A 21,262-nucleotide genomic window follows, 5' to 3' on the forward strand; every position below is an offset into this window, starting at 1 on the left:
CCATCCCGCTACACGGTTTAGAACCATTCTGGGGTGCAATGAGGGCAGGGGCCGAGTTTGGGGCAGGGTTTGCGTCTGAGCGTTAACGATTTGGCATGCGAGCGGGGCGGCCGCCGGATCTTCGACGGCGTGTCCTTCACGCTGAAATCCGGCGAGGCCCTGGTGATCACGGGCCGCAACGGGGCCGGGAAATCGACCCTGCTGGAACTCCTGGCCGGACGGCTGACGCCTGCGGGCGGAACGGTCCTGTGGGAGGGCGCCGGCGAGCGCAGCCTGCCCGAAAGCCTTCATTACGTCGGCCACCGGGACGCGCTCAAAAGCGCCCTGACCGCCCGGGAGAACCTGGATTTCGCCCGCGACTTCCTCGGGCATCCGGCTCTATCCGCCGTCGAGGCGCTGGAGGCGGTGGGGCTCGCCCATGCGGCCCGGCTGCCGGTGGGTTATCTCTCGGCGGGGCAGCGCCATCGGGTGGCGCTCGCGCGCCTGCTCGTGGCGCATCGTCCGCTCTGGCTTCTCGACGAGCCGACCTCCGCCCTCGACACCGCCTCGCAGGACACCCTCCGCCGGCTGCTGGAGAGCCACCGCGCGACCGGCGGCATGATCGCCGCCACGACGCATGCGCCCCTGTTCCTGTCGGGCCCGAAGGAGATCCGGATCGAGCGTCCGTCCCGCCTCACAGGGAGGGACGCGTGATGTTCCGGTCCTTCCGCGCCCTCCTGGTCCGTGACCTGAAGCTCGCCGCCCGCGTGGGCGGCTCGGGCGTCATGGGCCTCATCTTCTTCCTGATGATCGTGACGCTGATTCCCTTCGCGCTCGGCCCCGATCTGAACCTGTTGTCGCGAATCGGTCCGGCGATCCTCTGGATCGCGGCCCTGCTCGCGACCCTCATCGGCCTCGACCGGCTGTTCCAGGCGGACCAGGAGGACGGCTCCCTCGAGCTTCTCCGGCTCTCGCCCGCGCCTCTCGAGGTCGTCGTGCTCGCCAAGGTGGTCGCCTATTGGCTCACCACGGGCCTGCCGCTCGCCGTCGCGGCACCGCTCTTCGGTCTGCTCGTCGCGCTCTCGCCCGAGGGCATGCTCGCCATGGTGGCGACCCTTCTGGTCGGCACGCCTGCGCTCACTTTCATCGGCGCGGTGGGGGCGGCTCTCACCGCTTCGCTCCGGCGCGGCGGCCTGATCCTGGCGATCCTGGTTCTGCCCTTCATGATCCCGACCCTGATCTTCGGGGTCTCGGCCGCGAATGCGGCGCTGGGCGGCACGATTCCCTTCGCGACACCCTTCCTCGTCCTGACCGCGCTCTCCCTCATCGCGGCCGTCGTCGGCACGGTGGGCGCGGCGGCGGCGCTCAGGTCGGGGGAATAATCCACCCTGTTTTATCCAGGGGCCGTGCAGGCGGGATGACATGAGGGGCCGGATGACAGAGCGTTAGCGGAGGGGCGAGGGGCCTCACGGTCCCAGGCTGACCCCGAAGGCCTGCTCGATGGCGGGCTTGCCGTCGCGCTCGACGCGATAGATCGCACGGTAGAGGCCGGGCCGGAAGCCGCCCGCAGGCTGCTTGACCCCGGCGAACATCATCCATTGTGCCTTGTCGCGGTCGAGAGGTGGGGCCGTGTTCCGGGCAAGCGGCTTCCCGTCGGTGTCGAACAGGGTGAGGCTCTGCACGTCGCCACCTTTGAGTCCGATGGCGCGCACATAGGCCACGAGGGCCGGGGAGGTGGTGGCCGGCGGGCTCTGCTCCGCCGCACCCGATTCGATGGATTCCATCGTGACGGGGCCCGGGGCGAAGCCCTCGTTCAGCACGCCGCCCGGCTCGTAGCCGAGATTGCGCAGCGCGGACGGCTCCCAGAGCGAGGCCGTCTGTTTCGTGCCGCAGGCCTCGGCCGCCGGGCCGGACGTGAACGGATCGACGACGTGCCCGTCCTTGCGGACGGTGAAATGCAGATGCGGGAATTCCGTCATGCCCGACAGGCCGATCCGTCCGATCGGATCGCCCGCCCGCACCGCATCGCCCGGCTTCACGGACAGGCTGCCCTTGGCCATGTGGCAGTATTGCGTCTGCCAGCCGTTGCCGTGGTCGACCACCGCGCCGTTGCCGCATTCGGCATTGGCCACGCTGTCGCGGCCCTGGCCCGCGACGGAGACGTCCTCCATCCCGTCCCGGATGCGCAGAACCCTGCCGTCGGCCGAGGCCACTACGGCGACGCCCGCCTTCTGGGCCGCCAGGGTCGGAAGGCGGATGTCAGTTCCGTCATGCCCGTCATAGGTGACGGTCCCGCACCGATAGTCGCGGGCCGCCGGGCTCGAATCGTGGTCCACGTAATGCTGGATGATGCAGGTGCGCCCGATCTCGCAGGCGACGGGCAGACGCAGCGAGATCCCCTGCGCGGAGGCGGCGCCGGACAGGCCCAGGGCAATCAGGAGGACAGGAAGACGCATGGCTTGCTCCGCAACAAAGATACGCCTAACCATAGGGCGGATCCCGTGGCGATTGAAAGGCACGGGCACCGAAGAGCGAAAGGGCGGATACGCCGATGCGTCTTAAAGCCATACGGGCAACACCGGATTGCCGGGGCAGGGGCTTGCCGCTACACACCGGCCACTCTGGCGAAATCGTTATCGGGCCGAAAAGCTGCTCCTCGTTGCAGGCGTCGGCGAAGGCCGCTACATCGTGCGTATGATCCGTGAGCTTGCCAATCCGTCCCGCTTCATGAGCTTCAGCGGCAGCCTGCTGCCCTGGGTGACGGGCCTGGCCGTGCTGTCGCTCGCCCTCGGCCTCTACATGGTCTGGTTCGTGGCGCCCGCCGACTACCAGCAGGGCGAGACCGTGAAGATCATGTACATTCATGTGCCGGCGGCCTGGCTGTCCCTGTTCTTCTACATGATCATGGCGTCGTCCGCGATCGGCACCCTGGTCTGGCGCCATCCCCTGGCGGACATGTCGCAGAAGGCGGCGGCGCCCATCGGCGCGGCCTTCACGCTGATCTGCCTCGTCACCGGTTCGCTCTGGGGCAAGCCCATGTGGGGCACCTACTGGCAATGGGACGCGCGACTCACCTCGATGCTGGTGATGCTGCTCATCTATCTCGGCATTCTGGCTCTCTGGCGCGCCATCGAGGAGCCGAACCGCGCCGCCCGCGCCGTGTCGATTCTCACGCTCGTGGGCGCTGTCAACGTGCCGATCGTGAAATTCTCCGTCGATTGGTGGAACACGCTCCACCAGCCCGCATCCGTGTTCCGCCTCGGCGGGCCGACGATTCATCCTTCCATGCTCGTGCCCCTGCTCGTGATGGCGGTCGGCTTCACGTTCATGGGGGTGGCGCTCCATCTTTCGGGCATCCGCACGGAAATCCTGCGCCGCCGGGTGCGCACGCTCCATCTTCTCGAGGCAGAGCGCCTCGACGCACAGGCCGCCTGATGACCCATACGTTCTTCATCGTCTTGTCTTATGCGGTCACGGCCCTGGTGGTCGCGGGCCTCGTTCTTCGCGCCGTGATCGATCATCGCGCGCAGGTCCGTACCCTGGCAGAGTTCGAAGCCCGCGGCATCGGCCGGAGGTCGCGCCGTGGCTGAGGCAACCGCGCCGCGCTCGCGGCTGATCTTCATCCTGCCGGTTCTCGTCTTCGTCGTGCTGGCGATGCTGTTCTTCCTGCAGCTCACCTCGGGTCGCAATCCGTCGGACCTGCCCTCCGCGCTCATCAACAAGCCGGCGCCCACCTTCAATCTCGCGCCGCTGGAGGGCCTCCTGGCCGAGGGCAAGCCCGTGCCGGGCTTCTCCAACGAGGACCTGAAGGGCCGCGTCACCATCGTGAATGTCTTCGCCTCCTGGTGCGCCCCCTGCCGCCAGGAGCACCCGCTCCTCGTGGACCTGGCGAAGGATCCGTCCGTGCGGCTAGTGGGCATCAACCAGAAGGACAACCCCGACAATGCCCGCCGCTTCCTCGGCGCGCTCGGCAACCCGTACACCGCCGTCGGAGTCGATCCGAACGGCCGCGCCTCCATCGACTGGGGCGTCTACGGCGTGCCGGAAACCTTCATCGTGGGCCCCGACGGCATGATCCGCTACAAGCATATCGGGCCGCTGACGCCCGGGAATCTGGCGGCCTTCAAAGAGAAGCTCCGCCAAATCCCGCGCGCTTGAGGCGGTTGATCGCCACGTCCAGCGCCGAGAGGAAGGCCGACCTGTCCTTTTGCGAGAACGGCTTCGGTCCGCCGGTCACGTCCCCCATGGCGCGCAGATCTTCCATCAGGTTGCGGGTGGCGAGCGCCATGCCGATCGAGGCTTCCGTGAACGGCTTGCCGGTCGGGCCGATCACATCGGCACCGGCCGTCACGCAGCGATGGGCCAACGGGATGTCGGCGGTGATCACGACGGCGCCGCGGCGCGCCCGTTCCGCGATCCAGTCGTCCGCCGCGTCGAAACCGGCGCCCACCACCACGCGTTCGACCAGGGGGCTCTGCGGCACGAGGAGGAAGCTGTTCGACACCACGAAGACCTTGACTTGGTGGCGTTCCGCGACTTTGTAGACCTCGCTCTTCACCGGGCAGGCATCGGCATCCACATAGATCGCAATAGCTTGAGAGGTCTCGGTCATGAGCCATTTATTCCTTCGGCATGGTCTGTCCTGAAGCGCGAGCCGATCCGCTCTTCCGGCGCCTGTTCGTGATAAACCCGAGATCGGACGAAGAGAACCCGTGGATCAATTGTCGCGCTTCCGCTCCGCCTGGATCGCGCTCCTCAGCCGCCGCAGATCGCGGGAGCTGAGCGGGACGACCCATCGGCTGATCCGCGAGGCCGATGCCGGAGCCCTCCAGAGGGCCGGACTGGTGCGCATGGTGGTGGCGGGATTGCTGCTCCTGACCGTCATCGCCGTGACCGGCGGAATCGAGCTCACCAATCCCGTGGCCGTGAGGCAGATCTGGATCGCCGAGCTCACCCTGACCCTGTTCGGGGCGCTCGGATGGTGCGGGGCCTGGCTCGCGTCCAAGCGGATCGCCGTGGACAGGCTGCCCATGATCACGGCCGTGCTCGACGCCCTCTTAATCCTCGGCAATCTCGCCTACACCCATTGGGGCTTAGGTATTCCCGGCAACCTCTTCGCGGCCTTTCCGGCCGCCTGGGTGGTGCCCATCACCATTGCGGCGGCGGCCATCCATTATCAGCCGCGCCTTCAGGCCTTCGTGGCCCTGATCTATGTCGTCGGCCTGTCGCTCCTCGCCTATGGCGGCGGCTCCCTCACCCCTGCGCAGCGGCAGCAGGACCTGTCGGAAATCTCCGGATTGTTCTCCGAGCAGGCCAATATGGTGCGCATCGCCATGGTGCTTTCGCTCGCGATGATCCTGATCCTCGTGGCGCGGCAGAGCCGGGTGCTTCTGGAGCGGGCCGTGCGGGAGACGACGCTTCGCCTCAACCTCACGCGCTACCTGCCGCGCGAGCTGGCGCCCGTCCTCACGGAGGAATCCTTCGCGTCCCTGAGACAGGGGCGGCGCACCCGGATCACCGTGCTGTTCGTCGACATGCGCGCCTCGACCTCTTTCGGCGAGACCATGGATCCGGCGCAGCTCGCCGTGTTCATCACGTCGTTTCGCCGCCGCGTGCTGCGGGCGGCGAGCCGCCACGGCGGCGTGATCGACAAGTTCACCGGCGACGGCGCGCTGATCCTGTTCGGCGTGCCAGGCGCGCAGGACGGCGATGCGGGCCGGGCGCTCGCCTGCGGGCGCACGATGCTGGAGCTGATTCAACGCTGGAACGCGAAGCGGCGCTTCGATCCGCCCGTGCGCGTGGGAATCGGCATCCACTCGGGCGAAGTCTTCTGCGGCGTCGTGGGCGACGAAAGCCGCCTGGAATTCACCGTCGTGGGCGAAACCGTCAACATCGCATCCCGCATCGAGCAGGCCACCAAGAACGCCGGCTGCGACATGCTGGCCTCACGGGAGGCGGTGCAGGAGGCCGGTGAGGACGGCCTATGGACCGAAATCGCGCACGAGCCCTTGCCCGGCGTCACGCGCACCATGGTGCTGATGCGGCCGGCCCAATGACCGCGCCCTATCGTTCATTGGATTCCTTCCGTCATGGCCGCACCGACAGCATCGGACCTAAAAGTGGAGTCCACTTTTGGGATCCATTCGATGCTCTAGGCCTCTTCCGCCTTCTTCACCTCGTAGCGCAGCAGCAGCGGCGTCTGCGCGAGGGCGAAGGCGATGGTCAGCGGCATGATGCCGAAGACCTTGAAGCTCACCCAGAAATCCGTGGTCTGCGTACGCCAGACGATCTCGTTGAGAGCGGCGAGCGCGAAGAAGAAGAGAGCCCAGCGGAGAGTGAGCTTGCGCCAGCCCTCTTCCGTCAGCTCGAACATGCTGTCGAGGACGATCTCGAGCAGCGGCTTGCGGAAATAGAGACCGCCCAGAAGGATCAGGCCGAACATCGTGTTCACGATGGTGGGCTTGAGCTTGATGAAGGTCTCGTCGTGCAGGAAGAGCGTGAGCCCACCGAACACCACGACGACCACGCCCGACACTAGCGGCATGATCGGAAGCTTGCGCAGGAGCGCATAGGAGGTGGCCAGCGCCGCCACGGTCGCGGCGATGAAGAGAGCGGTCGCCACGAAGATGCGCTGGCTCTCCGCGACGCCGAATTTGTCCGCATAGGCGTTCGCGATGAAGAACAGGGCGAGCGGCCCCATTTCGAGGGCGAGCTTGAGAACGGGCGGGAGGCGCTTTTCGTCGGTCATGGTGTTGCTTCTATCCCGGCGATGGCTTTTGCGAAATCCCCTGCGGTGAAAGGCTCCAGGTCCTCCACGCCCTCTCCGACGCCGATGAAGTGAACCGGCAGGCCGAACTTGGCGGCAAGCGCCACCAGAATGCCGCCGCGCGCGGTCCCGTCGAGCTTGGTCATCACGAGGCCGGTCACGCCCGCCGCCTTCTGGAACAGCTCGACCTGGCTCACCGCGTTCTGACCCACGGTGGCGTCGAGCACGAGCAGGGTGGCATGAGGCGCGCTCTCGTCGAATTTGCGGATCACCCGCACGATCTTTTCCAGCTCGGCCATGAGTCCGGCCTTGTTCTGCAGGCGGCCCGCCGTGTCGATGAGCAGCACGTCCGTGCCGTTGGCCTGCGCTTCCTGGAGCGCATCGAAGGCCAGGCCCGCCGCGTCGGAGCCCTGCTCGCGGGCGAGAACCGGCGCGCCGACCCGCTCGCCCCAGACCTTGAGCTGCTCGATGGCGGCGGCCCGGAAGGTGTCGCCCGCCGCCAGCATCACCTTGAGGCCCTGGCGCCGGAACTTCTGCGAGAGCTTGCCGATGGTGGTGGTCTTGCCGGCGCCGTTCACGCCGATCATGAGGATCACGAAGGGCTTTTTGGCGCGATCGATCTCGAGAGGGCGCGCCACGGGCTGCAGCGTCTTCTCCACTTCACTCGCGAGAATGGCTTTCACCTCTTGCGGCGAGATCTCCTTGTTGTAGCGGCCCGCCGAGATCGCCTCGGTGATCCGCATGGCGGTCGGCACGCCGAGATCGGCCTGGACGAGCGCGTCCTCGAGATCCTGCAGGGTCGCATCGTCGAGCTTGCGCTTGGTGAAGAGGCCCGTGACGCTGTCCGACAGGGACGTGGACGTGCGCCGCATGCCCTCCGTGAGGCGCTGCCACCAGCCCCGCTTCTCCGCCGGGGCAGGCCCGGCTTCGGGCAGAGGAGGTGGAACCACCTCGGCGGGCGCAGGCTCGGGGGAGGGCAGATCCGCGGCCGCGATATCGAGGCGCAGCTCGGGACCGGCTTCGGTGAGGATGTGCGGGATCGGCTCCTGCGGGCTGCCGCCTTCGGGCTCGCGTGTCTCGACGGGCTGCAGATCGGCCCCGGCAAGCCCGGGAGCTGTCTTGTTCTCCTCAGGCGTGTCCGGCGAGGCCGTGGTGACGCCCGGCGGAGCCGCCGTCAGATCGTCCGCCGCCGTCGCCGGCGGGGAGGGCATGGTCTCCGGCTCGCCGCCGACATGGGGAATCCGGGGAACCTCGGGTGTCTGGGGTGCCTGCGGCGTGGGTTCCGGCTGCGGTTCGGCCTTGCGCCCGAAGAGACGGGACAGGAATCCGGGCTTGGTCTCGGCCATGGGTCTTTGCTGCCTCGTGAATGCTTGTGCTTGATTTAGTGCCTGTGCCTCGATAGCCGAGGCGTCATGAATGCGGAAGAGATAGTGAGCCGTTTGCTGTATCGCGATGCCCTGATGCTCGTGATCGACAAACCCGCCGGTTTGCCGGTGCATCCCGGCCCCAAGGGCGGGGAAACTTTGTTTCATCATCTCGATGCCCTGCGCTTCGGCCTGCCCCGCCGTCCGGAAGCGGCGCATCGCCTCGACAAGGACACCTCCGGCTGCCTGATCCTGGGGCGGCACCCGAAAGCCATCGCCCGTCTTAACGAGCTGTTTCGCAAGAACGAAGTCGACAAGGTCTATTGGGCCGTGGTCGAGGGCGGGCCCGAGGCGGATGAAGGAGAGATCGATCTACCCCTGGCGCCGAAATCACCCGATCGCGGCTGGTGGATGAAGGTGGATCCCAAGGGCCAGCCTTCGCTGACGAAATGGCGGGTGCTTGGCCGCACAGAAGGCCTCTCCCTGCTCGAACTGCGCCCCGTCACGGGCCGCACCCATCAGCTGCGCGTCCATTGCGCCGCCATGAACTTCCCGATCCTGGGCGACCCGATCTACGGCACGGCCCCGCGCTTTCACGGCCCGGGCCTGCATCTCCATGCCCGCAGCGTCACGGTGCCGCTCTATCCCAGGAAGCCGCCGATCGCCGTGGAGGCGCCGGTGCCGGAGCACATGTGGGAGCGGGTGAGAATGTGCGGTGTGATCGCGGACGGCGAAGCCCATCCGGGATTGCACGACTGATATGCCCTTCGTCATGGCCGGGCTTGTCCCGGCCATCCACGCCTTCCTCCCATGGCTGTTTGCAAGACGTGGATCCCCAGCACAGGGCCGGGGATGACGGGTGTTTCACGCCGCCAGCAATTCCTTGCCGTCATGGCCCGCGATGGTGACCGGCACGATTGCGCCCGGCGTCACGTCGCCGGCAAAGCGCACGAGCGTAAAACCTTCCGTGCGGCCGAGCCGGCCGGTCTCGACCAGCACGTTGCGTTTGGCGCCGACTTCTTCACCGAGATGCTTCACCAAGGCGGCCTCGCCCTTCTCGCGCAGGCGGCGGGCGCGGTCCTTCACGAGGTCGCGGGCGACCTGCGGCATGCGCGCGGCGGGGGTGCCGGGGCGCGGAGAGAAGGGGAAGACGTGGAGGTGCGTCAGGCCGCATTCCTCGACGATATCGAGGGAGCGGGAGAACATCTCTTCCGTCTCGGTCGGGAAGCCCGCGATGATGTCCGCGCCGAACACCATGTCGGGGCGAAGCCGCTTCACCTGCTCGCAGAACGCGATGGCGTCGTGTCTGAGATGCCGGCGCTTCATGCGCTTGAGGATCATGTCGTCGCCCGCCTGGAGCGAGAGATGCAGATGGGGCATCAGGCGGCTCTCGTTGGCGATGGCGTCGAGCAGGTCGTCGTCCGCCTCCACCGAATCGATGGAAGAGATGCGCAGGCGTTCCAGTTCCGGCACGTGGCGCAGGAGGCTCTTGACCATGGTGCCGAGCTTCGGCTCGCCGGGCAGGTCCTTGCCGTAGCTCGTGATGTCGACGCCCGTGAGCACCACCTCGCGCGAGCCGTGCTCCACCAATGTGCGCACCTGATCCACCACCGCGCCCATGGGCACGGAGCGGGAATTGCCGCGGCCGTAGGGGATGATGCAGAAGGTGCAGCGGTGGTCGCAGCCGTTCTGCACCTGCACGAAGGCGCGGGTGCGCCCGCGCATGCCGTCGATGAGATGCACGGCGGTTTCCTTCACGGCCATGATGTCGTCGACGAGAACCTTTTCGGATGCGCCCACGCCGAAATCGCGCATGGCGCTCCAGGTTTCGGCCTGCATCTTCTCGTGGTTGCCGAGAACCTGGGCCACCTCCGGCATGGACGCGAAGGTTTCCGGCTCGACCTGGGCGGCGCAGCCCGTCACGATGATGCGCGCATCGGGCTTCTCGCGGGCGATCCGGCGGATCGACTGGCGCGCCTGGCGCGTCGCCTCGGAGGTGACCGCGCAGGTGTTGACGATGACGACCTCGCCCAGCTCGGCCGCTTGGGCGTGGCGCTGCATCGCCTCCGACTCGTAGGTGTTGAGCCGGCAGCCGAAGGTGACGACCTCGACACCCATCACGCCGCCCCCGCGAAGACGACCGGGGACAGGAAGCCCTCGTGCTCCAGCTCCGTCGCGCCGGTCATGAGCACATGGCCGTCGCTCTCGCGCCATGCGATGACGAGATCCCCGCCGGGAAGCGAGATCGTGGCCCGGCGACCGGTCAGGCCCTTGCGGGCGCCCGCAACCAGCGTGGCGCAGGAGGCGGAGCCGCAGGCGCGGGTTTCGCCCACGCCGCGTTCCCAGACGCGCAGGATCACGCGATCGGGGCCGACCACCTGAGCGAAGGAAATATTGGCGCGCTCGGGGAAAGCCGGATCGTGCTCCAGCACCGGGCCAATGGCGGCAAGATCATAGGCCGCGGCATCCCCGACCCAGAAGACAGCGTGCGGATTGCCCATGCCGACGGCGGAGGCGGTCCTGAGTTCGGGATGTTCGGGCAGATGCGTGTCCACCGCGACGGCGCGGGTGTCGGGATAGGGATCGCGCAGGGGAATTTCGTTCCAGTCGAGGCGCGGCGGACCCATGTCGACGGTGAAGACCGTCTCGGAAACCTGTGTGACCGGCAGAAGGCCCGCCTTGGTTTCGAGCACCAGCCCCCCGTCCGCCGGGCGGCTCATCACCGGATCGGTCACCATCGCCCAGGCCACGCAGCGGGTGCCGTTGCCGCAGGCGCCGGATTCCGAGCCGTCCGTGTTGTAGATGCGCAGATAAGCGTCCGTTCCGGGGGAAACCGGATCGTGGAGCACCATGAGCTGGTCGAAGCGAGAGCGGGGATCGACCGCGATCGCGCGGGCTTCCGCCGCCCCGACCACATGGGCCGAGCCGCGCAGATCGAGCACGGTGATCTCGTTGCCGAGACCGTTCATCTTCAGGAAGCGGTGGTTTGCGAGGGGGCTCATCGGGGGCTCGTTCATCGGGGGCTTATGGAGGCGCTCATAGGCCCGTGTATGGCAAAAAACGTCGAGAACCGCGAGAGGGGATGTCGGGCTGCTACCATCCGTCCTCCACAGAGGCCTCCGGACGCCCTCGCGACCGGACCAAAACCCTCCTATGCTCCGGCCCGTGATCTCTTCGTGATTCGAGGCTTAAGGCACTCTCCCATGCGGCTGCACTCTTCCTCCATCGTTCTCGTGCTTGCCCTCTGCTCGGGCGTGGCTCTGGCGCAGACGCCGCCCGCGAGCCCGCCTCCGGCCGATCCGGCGCCCGCTCAAGCGGCTCCTGCCCAGATGGCTCCTGCCGCTCCCGCGAAGCCGGAGGCCGCGCCCGCGAGCCCGACCCCCGAGGCGGCCCCGGCCGCCCCTGCTCCGGAAACGCCGGCCCAGAACCAGCCGCCCGCGACGGCACAACCCGCGCCCGCGAGCCCGGCTCCGGCGAACCCGGCCACGCCGGCACCGGCTCAGCCGTCGGCGAGCACGACGCTCTTTCCCAATCCCAGCGATGCCAGCGGCGTGGAGGAGGGCGTGCTCACGGCGAAGCCCGCCGTCGTGTTGTCCGGCACCAGCACCTGGGACGAGGCCTTCGCCAATCTCAAGAACGCCGTCGCCAAGCTCGACGGCGAACTGAAGAAGGCCGGGATCGCCCCGGCGGGCCGCCCCATCGCGATCTTCATCGATACCGACGACAACGGCTTCAAATACGAGGCCATGATCCCGGTCGCGCAGGTGCCGGAGGGCAAGACCGAGCTGACCCCCGAGATCAAGTTCGGCAAGACTCCGGAGGGCAAGGCTCTCCGCTTCGTGCACAAGGACGCCTATGACGAGATCGATGGCACCTACGAGACGATCACGGCCTATCTCGACATCAAGGAAATCGTCGCCAAGGACGCCTTCATCGAGGAATACGTGAGTCAATTCACGGATGCGCAGGACACCGATTTCGAGGTGAACATCTACGTTCAGCCCAAATGATCAGGCTGGCGGCGATCCAGCTTCCCAGGCCTCGCCGGGCCTGAGAGGCTTGAACCGCCCATCCGGAATTCCCGCCGCCCGCAGCGCCGCCGCCAAATCGGCAGGCGGCTCCTCGAAGCCCTCGTTGGTGAGTCGGAAGGTGCCCCAATGGTGGCCGAGCGCCTGGTCCGGCTCGACGATTCGGAACGCCTTCACGGCGTCCTCGGGATTCATGTGCTGCGGCTCCATGAACCAGCGCGGCTCGTAGGCCCCGATGGGGAAATGGGCGAGGCGGATCTTGCCGAAGCGCTCGCGGACGGCGTGGAAGATCCGGCCGTCTCCGAAGCCCGTATCGCCGATATGATAGATCGTGCCCTCGGGCGTCGTGAGCAGATAGGCGCACCAGAGCGCCATGCGACGGTCGTTGATGCCGCGCGCGGACCAGTGATAGGCGGGTTCCAGATGCACGGTGACGCCGTGGCCGAGATCCACCGAGCCGCCCCAATCCCGGGTCTCGACGGCAATCTCCGGGTGCTCCGCCCGGATCACCGCATCGTTGCCGAGCGGAGCGACGAAGCGGGGCCGGTGGACCTGCCAGAGGCGCCCGAGAGTGTCGGTGTCGAGATGGTCGTAATGGTTGTGCGTGATCAGCACCGCATGGATCGGCGGCAGGTCCTCGAACGCGATGCCGGGCGGATTGACCCGCTTCGGCCCAGAGAAGGAGACCGGGCTCGCCCGCTCCGAGAAGACCGGATCGATGAGGATGTTGAGCCCCGCCACCTGGACCAGAAAGGAGGCATGCCCGATGAGGGCCGTCCGCAGGCCCCTGACCGCGGCGGGAGGGCGGTCCCGAAAGGGGCTCGGAAAGGTCTCCGGCCACGGTTTCCTGCCGCCGCCGAGCTGCCAGCGCAGCAATTCGACGAAGCCCTTGTCCTGCGGCTGGCCGGGCGAGAAGAACCGCACCCCGTCGAAGTGGTCCGTCACGGGGCCCTGGTAGTAGCGGTTCGTGGCCCGGGCGACTTTCATCCAGCCGAAGAGGCCCGTGGCGGCAAGGGCGGGGATGCCCAGGCCTTTCAATATGGTGCGGCGGTTCATGGTCATCTTTGGTGCAGGCGGAGTTTCTAAGCTTGGGGATCGGCATTTCCTGTCGCAAGACCTGACGATGACGGGACTTTTCTGGTCTTTTCTTGACTCTTCGGCCCCTTTCCTCTATCGGCTGACCGCAAATCTGTAGAGCGAGCCCTTTGAGCCGCCGACCAGCCCGCGAGGCTGGAGGTCAACGTCCGACAGCGCGATGCGCCCTCGGGCGCGTTTCTCTTTGGGTCTTCCGCTCGCCCGTCATGGTCAGGTCTGTCCTGGCCGTGACGACGAAGGGATGGACGAGGCGATGGCCGACGAGACATTGCGCATCGAGGATGCGGTCAACGAGACCTGCCCGTGGTCGGGAAAGCCGATCGCGGCGGATTCGCTCACCCGTTATCGCGGAGAGGTCGTCGGCTTCTGCAATCCCGGCTGCCGCGACAAGTTCGAGGCGGCGATCCAGCACTTTGAAAAGGCCATCGCGGATCGCGATGTACCACTCATCGCAAAAGGAATTGAGTGAACATGTTCGAAGGCCTTTCCGACAAGCTCTCCAATATCCTCAATTCGCTCACGCGCCGTGGCGCGCTGACGGAAGAGGATGTGAACGCCGCTCTACGCGAAGTCCGCCGGGCGCTGCTCGAGGCCGACGTGGCGCTCGAGGTCGTGCGCTCCTTCACGGACAAGGTGCGGGCCCGCGCGGTCGGCGCGGAGGTCGTCAAGTCGGTCTCTCCCGGACAGCAGGTGGTGAAGATCGTCCACGACCAGCTCGTGGAGATGCTGGGTTCGGACGCGGAGGTGATCAGCCTCAACGCGGTTCCGCCGGTCGGCATCCTCATGGTCGGTCTCCAGGGCTCCGGCAAGACGACGACCACCGCCAAGATCGCCCGGCGCCTGAAGGATCGCGAAGGCCGCCGCGTGCTCATGGCCTCGCTCGATACGCGCCGCCCGGCCGCCATGGAACAGCTCGCCGTGCTCGGCAAGCAGGTGGGCGTCGACACGCTCCCCATCGTGGCGGGCCAGAGCGCGGTGCAGATCGCCCGGCGCGCCATGGAGGCCGCGCGCCTGGGCGGCTACGACGTGGTGATGCTCGACACCGCGGGCCGCGTGACCGTGGACGAGGCGCTCATGGTGGAAGCCGCGGACGTGCGCGCCGCCACCAACCCGCACGAGGTTCTGCTCGTCGCCGACGCGCTCACCGGTCAGGACGCGGTCAACACCGCCCGCGCCTTCGACGAGCGTCTGGGCGTCACCGGCATCGTGCTGACCCGCATGGACGGCGATGCGCGCGGCGGCGCGGCTTTGTCGATGCGCGCCGTGACCGGCAAGCCGATCAAGCTCATCGGCACGGGCGAAAAGGTCGATGCGCTGGAGGAGTTCCATCCCTCGCGCGTCGCCAACCGCATCCTCGGCATGGGCGACATCGTCTCCCTCGTGGAGAAGGCCGCCGAGAATTTCGACGCCGAGAAGGCCCAGCGCATGGCCGACAAGATGCGCAAGGGCAAGTTCGACCTCGAGGACCTGCGCGATCAGCTCAGCCAGATGGAAAAGATCGGCGGCATCGGCGGCATGCTCGGCATGCTGCCCGGCATCGCCAAGATGAAGTCGCAGCTCGAAAACGCGAATATCGACGACAAGGTCATCAAGCGCCAGTGCGCCATCATCGATTCCATGACCCCGGGCGAGCGCCGCAATCCGGACATCCTGAAGGCCTCGCGCAAGAAGCGCATCGCGGCCGGTTCCGGCGCGAAGGTCGAGGACATCAACAAGCTCCTCAAGATGCACCGCCAGATGGCCGACGTCATGAAGATGATGGGCGGCGGCAAGGGCAAGGGCATGGCGGGCGCGCTCGGCAAGATGTTCGGTCTCGGGGGCGGAATGGGCGGCATGCCCCAGCCGACGCCGGAACAGATCGAGGCGCTGCAGAAGCAGATGGGCGGCAAGCTCCCGGATTTTCCGGGCGGCGCGGGCGGGGCTCTTCCGCCCATGCCGAAGGGCCTGTCGGGCCTCGGCGGCGCGCCGAAGATTCCCGGGCTTCCCGGGCTCGGCGGCTTCCCGTTCGGAAAGAAGAAATAGGTTTCGCCGGTCCGGTCGGTCCGGACCAGCGCAAGGTTTGATCACAGGACACAACAAGGAGTTTCCCATGTCCCTGAAGATCCGTCTCACCCGTGGTGGTGCGAAGAAGCGTCCCTATTACCGCATCGTCGTCGCCGATTCGCGCTCCCCGCGCGACGGCCGCTTCATCGAGAAGGTCGGCACCTACGACCCGATGAAGCCGAAAGACGACGCCGGCCGCGTCGTTCTCGAAGCCGAGAAGATCCAGGCCTGGCTCGCCAAGGGCGCCCAGCCGACCGACCGCGTCCTGCGCTTCCTCGACGCTGCCGGCCTCCTGAAGCGTTCGGCCCGCAACAACCCGCAGAAGGCGGTTCCGGGCAAGAAGGCCCAGGAGCGCGCCGCCTCCAAGGCTGCCGCCTCCGGCGAAGGCGAGGCTGCGTAAGCACCATGACGAAGAAGGAGCGCTTCAATCAGCGCTCCACTTCTCCCTTCTCCCAAAACGAGAAGGGCAGGGGTGGGGGTGCCGGCGCAAACCAGCACAAGGTCGCGCATACACCCCCCTCTCCAGCTCTCCCCGACAAGGGGCGAGAAGGCAGGTCGGCGCCTGTCGGGGACGATCTCGTCCTCGTGGGCGAGTTTGGCCGTGCCCACGGCCTGAAAGGCGAGGTTCGGCTGAAATCCCATACCGGGGACCCGCAGGCGATCGCCGGCTACAGGCCGCTCGCCGGATCGAACGGCAAAAGCCATTCCCTCAAGACCGTCCGCCCCGCTCCCGGGGGAGCGCCGGATCTTCTCATCGCCGTCGTCGACGGCGTGACCACGCGCGAGGCGGCCGAAGCCCTCAACCGCGTGCAGCTCTTCGTCGAGCGCGCCAAGCTGCCGCCGCCCGACGACGAAGACGAGTTCCTGCTCGCCGATCTCGTCGGACTGTCCGTTCAGACCGAAACGGGCGAGACCATCGGGGCCATCGTCGGTGTGCCCAATTACGGCGGCGGCGATCTTCTCGAAATCGCGCCCGCCCAGCAGGGGCCGACCGTGCTCCTGCCGTTCACCAAGGCCTTCGTTCCGCTCGTGGACCTGGCGGGAAAACGCGTCGTCGCCGCGCTCCCGGACGATTTCTTCGAGGTCGGAAAGCCGGAGCCCGGCGAGGATCGCGCGTGAGCTTTTCCGCCACCATTCTGACCCTTTACCCCGAGATGTTCCCGGGCCCCTTAGGCCTGTCGCTCTCCGGCGATGCGCTGTCGCGCGGCGTGTGGTCGCTCGAGGCCAGAAACATCCGGGATCACGGCCTCGGCCGTCACCGCGCGGTCGACGACACGCCCGCGGGTGGCGGACCCGGCATGGTGATCCGCTGCGATGTCCTGGGCCAGGCCATCGACGCGGCGGTTCCTGCCGAGGACCCGCGCCCGAAGCTTCTCATGAGCCCGCGCGGCAGGCCGCTCACCCAATCTTACGTTCGCGAACTCGCGGCCGGTCCCGGGGTCGTGATCGTCTGCGGTCGCTTCGAGGGCGTGGACGAGCGCGTGATCGAGGCGCGCAACCTGACGGAAGTGTCCATCGGCGATTACGTGCTCTCCGGCGGCGAAATGGCCGCGATGATCGTTCTCGATTCTTGCGTCCGCCTGCTTCCCGGCGTCATGGGCAAGGAGGCTTCGGGGACGGAAGAGAGCTTCGAGACGAACCGCCTCGAGTACCCGCATTATACGCGGCCCCGCGAATGGGAGGGCCGCACCATTCCCGATGTCCTTCTCTCCGGCAACCATGCCCTCATCGAGCGCTGGCGGCGCGGGGAATCGGAACGGATCACGCGGGAGCGGCGGCCGGATCTGCTGGAGGATCAATAATCTGACCAGACGGGATGGCCGTTCTCACCCCAGTAGCGGCACCAGCGGGCGGTAGAGAGGATAATCAGGAGCAACTCCTCCTCGTGTGAGATCTCGTCCCCCATCTTAAGGCTCATGACACCGCACGTGATTTCTTGCTCCCGCACGTAATGTCGGGCAGCTGCCTCAAGCTGATCACTGTACTCAACCAGTTCCTGGGGTGAGAAATGCATCCAGGCTTGGATATGGAGATCTGATCCAAGGATCTCCTCGATGCCGTCCTCCGTCAGCGCCTTGCCGCGAAAAGCATAACCTTCCACGTACCTGCCAGGGCCGCTGGCGTAACTCGGCAAGCCATCACTGGGAGGAGCGAGCCCAAGCACGTACTCGCCATGAAGCCGACGCTTAAACTCTTCGAACGACATGCCCTCGCGCTTTTCAGCGCTCTTGTCATAGGCCGTCTCTGCCCATGTATCCGCAGCAGGGTCAATGCCGACCCGAGGGCATCCTAAAGTCTCGTATGGAGAGATGGAGATGCCTTCCAACTGCTTAAGAAGGATCGGCCCATTCGCCTGCCGACCTATGCTGACGTCGGATGTCGCTCTGAGCCTCAGGAGCACCTGAAGCTTTTTGCTTCATTCTCACCAATGCTGAGGGGGACGGTATGTCGACGAAACTGGCTGATTTGAGCGCTTCGAACAGTCGCGCGTGCTCATTCTCATGGCTTGGCTTGGGCTTTCCAAGCGGGATTAAGTCCAAGCCCATCGTTAATTCCCCTGGCGAATTCTCTGTTCCTAAGTAACAATTTGGATACAAGAAGCTCGTCGAAGTGAGAAAGTGCCCTGCAGGGCAATGAACAAAAAATTATGCGAGCTGCGCCCCGTACGTTCTCAGATACTTCATCCCCGTATCGCACATGACCGTGACGACATTGGCATGAGGCCCCAGGCGCCTGGCCAGCCGCAGGGCGGCCGTCACGTTGGCGCCCGTCGACGTTCCGGCGAAAAGGCCCTCCTCGCGCGCGAGCCGAAACGCCATCGCAGTAGCTTCCTCCGTGGAAACCCGCTCGATTTCATCGGCGATGGCGGCCCGCCAGAGCGGCACCACGTAGCCCGCGCCGATCCCATCGATCCTGTGGGCGCCGGACGGGCCGCCGGACAGGACCGCGGATTCGTCGGGCTCCACGGCGACGATAAGAATGTCCCCGTCGCGCCGCCGCAAGCCTTCCGCAATCCCGCGCAGGGACGCCGCCGTGCCCACGCTCTGCACGAAGCCGTCGATCCTGCCGCCGGTCTGGCCGAGGATTTCCTCGGCCATGCGATGATAGGCGGAAAGCTGGTCCCGGTTCTTCATCTGGTCGGTCCAGAAGGCCCCGGTCTTGCGGGCCACGATTCCGGCCGCCTCGATCATGTCGCGGGTGAGCTTTTCCGTCATGCGGCCGGAATCGCTCGCAAGGACCTGGAGCGTCGCCCCGAGGATCCTCATGTGATCGAGCTTTTCGCGCGCGAACGCATCGGACGTGACGATGTGGAGAGGATGTCCCTTCACGGCGCAGACGAGGGCCAGGGACACGCCGGTGCTCCCGCCGGTATATTCGACGACGGAGCCTTTGTCCGGGAGGCGACCGTCCGCCTCCGCCGCTTCGATCATGGCGAGCGCCATGCGGTCCTTCATGCTGCCCGTCGGATTCTCGCTTTCCAGCTTCACCAGGATGCGGCCGCTGCCGGGCGGGACGATCCGGCGCAAGGCGACAAGGGACGTGCCGCCGATGCGGTTCAGAATGCTCGCTTGCGTCTCGGTCATGATCAGGGCTCGTGTCGTGATGGGCTCTGACGCAACCAATAGGCCGGCGCGTCCCGCTCGTCCGGTCCGGAATCCGGACTTCTCCGCCGCCTGAGGCCGTGGTAGCGCTCGACCATGTCCGGCTATGGTCAGTTCTGTTCGGTCGCGCGCGCCCATGAGGCCATCGGGGGACGCTGGACCTTGCTCGTCGTGCGCGAGCTTCTCTGCGGCAGCCGGCGCTTCAACGATATCCGTCGGGGCATACCGCGGATCTCGCGCACCATGCTGTCGGAACGGCTGCAGGAGCTGATCCATCTGGGAGTCGTCAAGCGCATCGAGGGCGGGCATGGTCCGGAATACGAGCCGACCGAGGCGGGCCGGGAGCTCATGGCCCTCGTCAGTGCGCTCGGCACCTGGGGACAGCGGTGGCTGCCCCGACACGCGGAAAGCGAGGATCTCGATCCCGAGCCTGTGCTCGTCGACATGCAAAGGCGGATCCGCTCCGAAGCACTGCCCAGGGACCCCCTCGTGGTCCGTTTCGACATCGACGGGCACCACAAGCCTCGCTTCCTGCTGCTGAGGGCGGGAGAGGCCTCCCTTTGCACGCAGAATCCCGGATTTCCGGAGCCCATATGCGTCCGGACGTCTCTCTCCGCCCTGGCTGCATGGTGGCGCGGGGACGTGAGCTTCACAGAGGCTCGCCGGCTGGGGATGAGCCTCGAAGGGCCGAAGGAGCTCGTCCGGGCGTTTCCCGGCTGGTTCGAGCGCTATCTCCTTGCCGATATCGGTCCTGCGGCGGCGGAGTGATGGAAGGGCCGCATCATCCGCGCTCGGCGGCGGCGCGGCCGATGAAGCGGTTCAGCCCCAGCTGCCATTTGAGATTCACCCCCGCGCTACCGATCAGGATCAGCAGGATGCCGCTCCATTGGTTGAGGGACAGCGTGCGCCCGAAGGCCAGATGATCGACGAGAATGGCCACCACCGGATAGATGAACGAAAGCACCGCGATCACGGTCGTCGGCAGTTTCTGAAGGGCCGAATACAGCAGAATGTACATGATGCAGGTGTGCACTACGCCGAGCACCAGCAGACATCCCCATTGCGCGGTATCGAGCGGCAGACGGGAGAAATCGGCGAAGGGCAGAAGCATCAGGGTGCCGAGAATCGCCTGCACCAGAGCGATCACGTGAGGCGAAAAGCCCTTGAGACGCTTGATGATCACGGACGCGACCGCATAGAGCAGAGCCGCTCCCAGGGCCTGAAGAAGCCCGGTCATGTACGTGCCGGTGAGGGCAATGCCGCCCGCATCGATCTGCGTCACCAGCAGGAGGCCGATGAAGGCCAGGGCGACGAAGCCCAGCATGTCTGCCGTGGGCCGCTCGCCGAAGAAGACTGCGCCCAGGAGAATGAGGAAAAAGGGTTGCGTGTTGTAGACGGCCGTGGCGATCGAGATCGTCGCATGGCTGTAGGAGGAAAACAGAAGGATCCAGTTCAGGACGATGGCTGCACCGCCCAGAAGCGCCAGCAGGAGAGCCTTCGCGGTGAAGCGCCAGGGCAGCAGCAGGCCCGTGGCCGCGCAATAGACGAAGAGGCCGAGCGCTCCGAACAGGCAGCGGAAAAACACGACGTTCCAGACGTCCTGTCCGGATTTGACGACGAAGAAGCCGATGGTCCCCGAGAGCACCATTGCGGCGATCATTTCCAGGCGCCCGACCAGAGTGGATGACAGAGTCGATGATGGTGTCATGGATCTTTCTCCCGAAGAGGTGAACTTTACCTTCTCGGGAAGGCGGCGTACCTTGCGGTCCTAAGGCGGATTAACCTTCATGGTCTATGAAACGATGGCAATTCCTGTCAAAGGCCTAAAAAACAGAAGCGGCGTCCTCGATGAAATCGATCAGTCGCTGATCGCGCTTCTCGCGGAGAACGCCCGACTGCCGGTGGCGGAGCTGGCCCGGAGCGTCGGGCTGTCCGCCCCCAGCGTGTCGGAGCGCCTCCGGCGCCTGGAGGAAGACGGAGTCGTGAGCGGGTACCGGGTCGAAATCGACCCTAAGGTCTTGGGCTACACGCTCACGGCCATCGTGCGCATCCGTCCTCTTCCCGGCCAGCTTCACACCGTCGAAAAGCTCCTGGTGGAGAGCTCTGAGGTGGTGGAATGCGACAAGGTGACGGGCGACGACTGCTACGTGGCCCGCTACCTCCTGCGGTCCATCGAGGAACTCGATCCAATCCTCGATCGGATCGCCCAACGCGCCCAGACGAGTACCTCCATCGTCAAGACGTCGCCCGTCAAGCGCAGGCTCCCTTTGCTCTGGTGACGGGTGAGGGGCGAATCCCCATCGACATGGCGGGAAAATTCCTGTATAGGCGCGACCTCAACTTAAAACAGGACGCCGAAATCCCGCTGGTCTGGGGCGAGCCCCA

The 21,262-nt window shown here is 66.3% G+C and carries 25 protein-coding genes; 15 read left to right on the forward strand and 10 right to left on the reverse strand.

Going from position 1 to position 21,262, the window contains the following annotated elements; all coding sequences use genetic code 11:
- Positions 1 to 69: 69 nt before the first annotated feature.
- Together ccmA and ccmB are read left to right on the forward strand one after the other, a co-directional pair.
- The gene (gene ccmA / locus AB8841_RS09730; RefSeq protein WP_370435657.1) at positions 70 to 693 is read left to right on the forward strand and encodes a heme ABC exporter ATP-binding protein CcmA; all 624 of its coding nucleotides are present in this window, start codon (positions 70 to 72) and stop codon (positions 691 to 693) included.
- Entirely contained in the window at positions 693 to 1,361 is a 669-nt protein-coding gene (ccmB, locus tag AB8841_RS09735; protein ID WP_370439235.1) for a heme exporter protein CcmB, read from the forward strand. The genes ccmA and ccmB overlap by 1 nt, the downstream gene beginning before the upstream one ends.
- A gap of 84 nt (positions 1,362 to 1,445) precedes the next feature.
- On the opposite strand, the gene AB8841_RS09740 is transcribed toward ccmB, so the two are convergent.
- The gene (locus tag AB8841_RS09740; RefSeq protein WP_370435658.1) at positions 1,446 to 2,435 is read right to left on the reverse strand and encodes a M23 family metallopeptidase; all 990 of its coding nucleotides are present in this window, start codon (positions 2,433 to 2,435) and stop codon (positions 1,446 to 1,448) included.
- A gap of 238 nt (positions 2,436 to 2,673) precedes the next feature.
- Between AB8841_RS09740 and AB8841_RS09745 the strand changes: the two genes are divergently transcribed.
- From AB8841_RS09745 to AB8841_RS09755, 3 genes are read left to right on the forward strand one after another with little or no spacing between them, the layout of a single operon-like run.
- Positions 2,674 to 3,414 (forward strand): heme ABC transporter permease, encoded by a 741-nt coding sequence (locus AB8841_RS09745; protein WP_370439236.1) that lies wholly within the window; start codon positions 2,674 to 2,676, stop codon positions 3,412 to 3,414.
- A complete protein-coding gene (ccmD, locus tag AB8841_RS09750; RefSeq protein ID WP_370435659.1) occupies positions 3,414 to 3,569 on the forward strand; it encodes a heme exporter protein CcmD in 156 nt (51 codons plus the stop codon). The genes AB8841_RS09745 and ccmD overlap by 1 nt, the downstream gene beginning before the upstream one ends.
- A complete protein-coding gene (locus AB8841_RS09755) occupies positions 3,562 to 4,137 on the forward strand; it encodes a DsbE family thiol:disulfide interchange protein (RefSeq protein WP_370435660.1) in 576 nt (191 codons plus the stop codon). Before ccmD ends, AB8841_RS09755 begins: the two co-directional genes overlap by 8 nt.
- Here the strand turns inward: AB8841_RS09755 and AB8841_RS09760 are convergent.
- Positions 4,103 to 4,591 carry a YaiI/YqxD family protein gene (locus AB8841_RS09760; protein ID WP_370435661.1) on the reverse strand — a complete coding sequence of 163 codons (489 nt, stop codon included), beginning with the start codon at positions 4,589 to 4,591 and terminating at the stop codon, positions 4,103 to 4,105. The two genes, AB8841_RS09755 and AB8841_RS09760, sit on opposite strands and share 35 nt — an antisense overlap.
- A 100-nt stretch (positions 4,592 to 4,691) precedes the next feature.
- On the opposite strand from AB8841_RS09760, the gene AB8841_RS09765 reads away from it, so the two are divergent.
- Positions 4,692 to 6,035: an adenylate/guanylate cyclase domain-containing protein gene (locus AB8841_RS09765; protein ID WP_370435662.1), complete on the forward strand. Its 1,344-nt coding sequence runs from the start codon at positions 4,692 to 4,694 to the stop codon at positions 6,033 to 6,035.
- 95 nt (positions 6,036 to 6,130) lie between these two features.
- On the opposite strand, the gene AB8841_RS09770 is transcribed toward AB8841_RS09765, so the two are convergent.
- On the reverse strand, positions 6,131 to 6,727 hold the full coding sequence (locus tag AB8841_RS09770) for a septation protein A (RefSeq protein WP_370435663.1): 597 nt from the start codon (positions 6,725 to 6,727) through the stop codon (positions 6,131 to 6,133).
- Positions 6,724 to 8,091, reverse strand: a complete 1,368-nt coding sequence (ftsY, locus tag AB8841_RS09775; protein WP_370435664.1) for a signal recognition particle-docking protein FtsY — start codon at positions 8,089 to 8,091, stop codon at positions 6,724 to 6,726. Before ftsY ends, AB8841_RS09770 begins: the two co-directional genes overlap by 4 nt.
- A gap of 66 nt (positions 8,092 to 8,157) precedes the next feature.
- Between ftsY and AB8841_RS09780 the strand changes: the two genes are divergently transcribed.
- A complete protein-coding gene (locus tag AB8841_RS09780; RefSeq protein ID WP_370435665.1) occupies positions 8,158 to 8,868 on the forward strand; it encodes an RluA family pseudouridine synthase in 711 nt (236 codons plus the stop codon).
- Positions 8,869 to 8,973: 105 nt separating this feature from the next.
- Here the strand turns inward: AB8841_RS09780 and mtaB are convergent, their stop codons facing one another.
- Complete coding sequence (gene mtaB, locus AB8841_RS09785; RefSeq protein ID WP_370435666.1) at positions 8,974 to 10,227, reverse strand: tRNA (N(6)-L-threonylcarbamoyladenosine(37)-C(2))-methylthiotransferase MtaB; 1,254 nt, start codon at positions 10,225 to 10,227, stop codon at positions 8,974 to 8,976.
- Positions 10,227 to 11,111 carry a diaminopimelate epimerase gene (gene dapF, locus AB8841_RS09790; RefSeq protein ID WP_370435667.1) on the reverse strand — a complete coding sequence of 295 codons (885 nt, stop codon included), beginning with the start codon at positions 11,109 to 11,111 and terminating at the stop codon, positions 10,227 to 10,229. Before dapF ends, mtaB begins: the two co-directional genes overlap by 1 nt.
- Positions 11,112 to 11,312: 201 nt before the next feature.
- Here dapF and AB8841_RS09795 point away from each other — a divergent pair, with 201 nt between their 5' ends.
- Positions 11,313 to 12,119: a GyrI-like domain-containing protein gene (locus AB8841_RS09795; RefSeq protein ID WP_370435668.1), complete on the forward strand. Its 807-nt coding sequence runs from the start codon at positions 11,313 to 11,315 to the stop codon at positions 12,117 to 12,119.
- Here the strand turns inward: AB8841_RS09795 and AB8841_RS09800 are convergent, their stop codons facing one another.
- On the reverse strand, positions 12,120 to 13,193 hold the full coding sequence (locus AB8841_RS09800; protein ID WP_370435669.1) for an MBL fold metallo-hydrolase: 1,074 nt from the start codon (positions 13,191 to 13,193) through the stop codon (positions 12,120 to 12,122).
- A 292-nt stretch (positions 13,194 to 13,485) separates the two neighbouring features.
- Here AB8841_RS09800 and AB8841_RS09805 point away from each other — a divergent pair, with 292 nt between their 5' ends.
- From AB8841_RS09805 to trmD, 5 genes are all read left to right on the forward strand, one after another.
- Positions 13,486 to 13,701, forward strand: coding sequence for a glutathione S-transferase (locus tag AB8841_RS09805; RefSeq protein ID WP_370435670.1), 216 nt, complete (start codon positions 13,486 to 13,488; stop codon positions 13,699 to 13,701).
- Between the two features lie 2 nt (positions 13,702 to 13,703).
- Entirely contained in the window at positions 13,704 to 15,254 is a 1,551-nt protein-coding gene (gene ffh, locus AB8841_RS09810; protein ID WP_370435671.1) for a signal recognition particle protein, read from the forward strand.
- A gap of 67 nt (positions 15,255 to 15,321) precedes the next feature.
- Positions 15,322 to 15,675: a 30S ribosomal protein S16 gene (rpsP, locus tag AB8841_RS09815; RefSeq protein WP_370435672.1), complete on the forward strand. Its 354-nt coding sequence runs from the start codon at positions 15,322 to 15,324 to the stop codon at positions 15,673 to 15,675.
- Positions 15,676 to 15,680: 5 nt separating this feature from the next.
- Positions 15,681 to 16,394, forward strand: a complete 714-nt coding sequence (gene rimM / locus AB8841_RS09820; protein WP_370435673.1) for a ribosome maturation factor RimM — start codon at positions 15,681 to 15,683, stop codon at positions 16,392 to 16,394.
- Positions 16,391 to 17,077, forward strand: a complete 687-nt coding sequence (gene trmD, locus AB8841_RS09825) for a tRNA (guanosine(37)-N1)-methyltransferase TrmD (protein ID WP_370435674.1) — start codon at positions 16,391 to 16,393, stop codon at positions 17,075 to 17,077. The genes rimM and trmD overlap by 4 nt, the downstream gene beginning before the upstream one ends.
- On the opposite strand, the gene AB8841_RS09830 is transcribed toward trmD, so the two are convergent.
- On the reverse strand, positions 17,071 to 17,676 hold the full coding sequence (locus AB8841_RS09830; protein WP_370435675.1) for a hypothetical protein: 606 nt from the start codon (positions 17,674 to 17,676) through the stop codon (positions 17,071 to 17,073). The genes trmD and AB8841_RS09830 overlap by 7 nt on opposite strands.
- 244 nt (positions 17,677 to 17,920) lie before the next feature.
- Entirely contained in the window at positions 17,921 to 18,859 is a 939-nt protein-coding gene (locus AB8841_RS09835; protein WP_370435676.1) for a PLP-dependent cysteine synthase family protein, read from the reverse strand.
- Positions 18,860 to 18,973: 114 nt separating this feature from the next.
- Between AB8841_RS09835 and AB8841_RS09840 the strand changes: the two genes are divergently transcribed.
- Positions 18,974 to 19,645 carry a winged helix-turn-helix transcriptional regulator gene (locus AB8841_RS09840; RefSeq protein WP_370435677.1) on the forward strand — a complete coding sequence of 224 codons (672 nt, stop codon included), beginning with the start codon at positions 18,974 to 18,976 and terminating at the stop codon, positions 19,643 to 19,645.
- Between the two features lie 13 nt (positions 19,646 to 19,658).
- On the opposite strand, the gene AB8841_RS09845 is transcribed toward AB8841_RS09840, so the two are convergent.
- Positions 19,659 to 20,585, reverse strand: a complete 927-nt coding sequence (locus AB8841_RS09845) for a DMT family transporter (RefSeq protein ID WP_370435678.1) — start codon at positions 20,583 to 20,585, stop codon at positions 19,659 to 19,661.
- A 79-nt stretch (positions 20,586 to 20,664) separates the two neighbouring features.
- Here AB8841_RS09845 and AB8841_RS09850 point away from each other — a divergent pair, with 79 nt between their 5' ends.
- The gene (locus AB8841_RS09850; protein WP_370435679.1) at positions 20,665 to 21,156 is read left to right on the forward strand and encodes an Lrp/AsnC family transcriptional regulator; all 492 of its coding nucleotides are present in this window, start codon (positions 20,665 to 20,667) and stop codon (positions 21,154 to 21,156) included.
- The last annotated feature ends 106 nt before the right edge of the window (positions 21,157 to 21,262 follow it).

It is taken from the genome of Microvirga sp. TS319, from assembly GCF_041276405.1.
Lineage (GTDB): Bacteria > Pseudomonadota > Alphaproteobacteria > Rhizobiales > Beijerinckiaceae > Microvirga.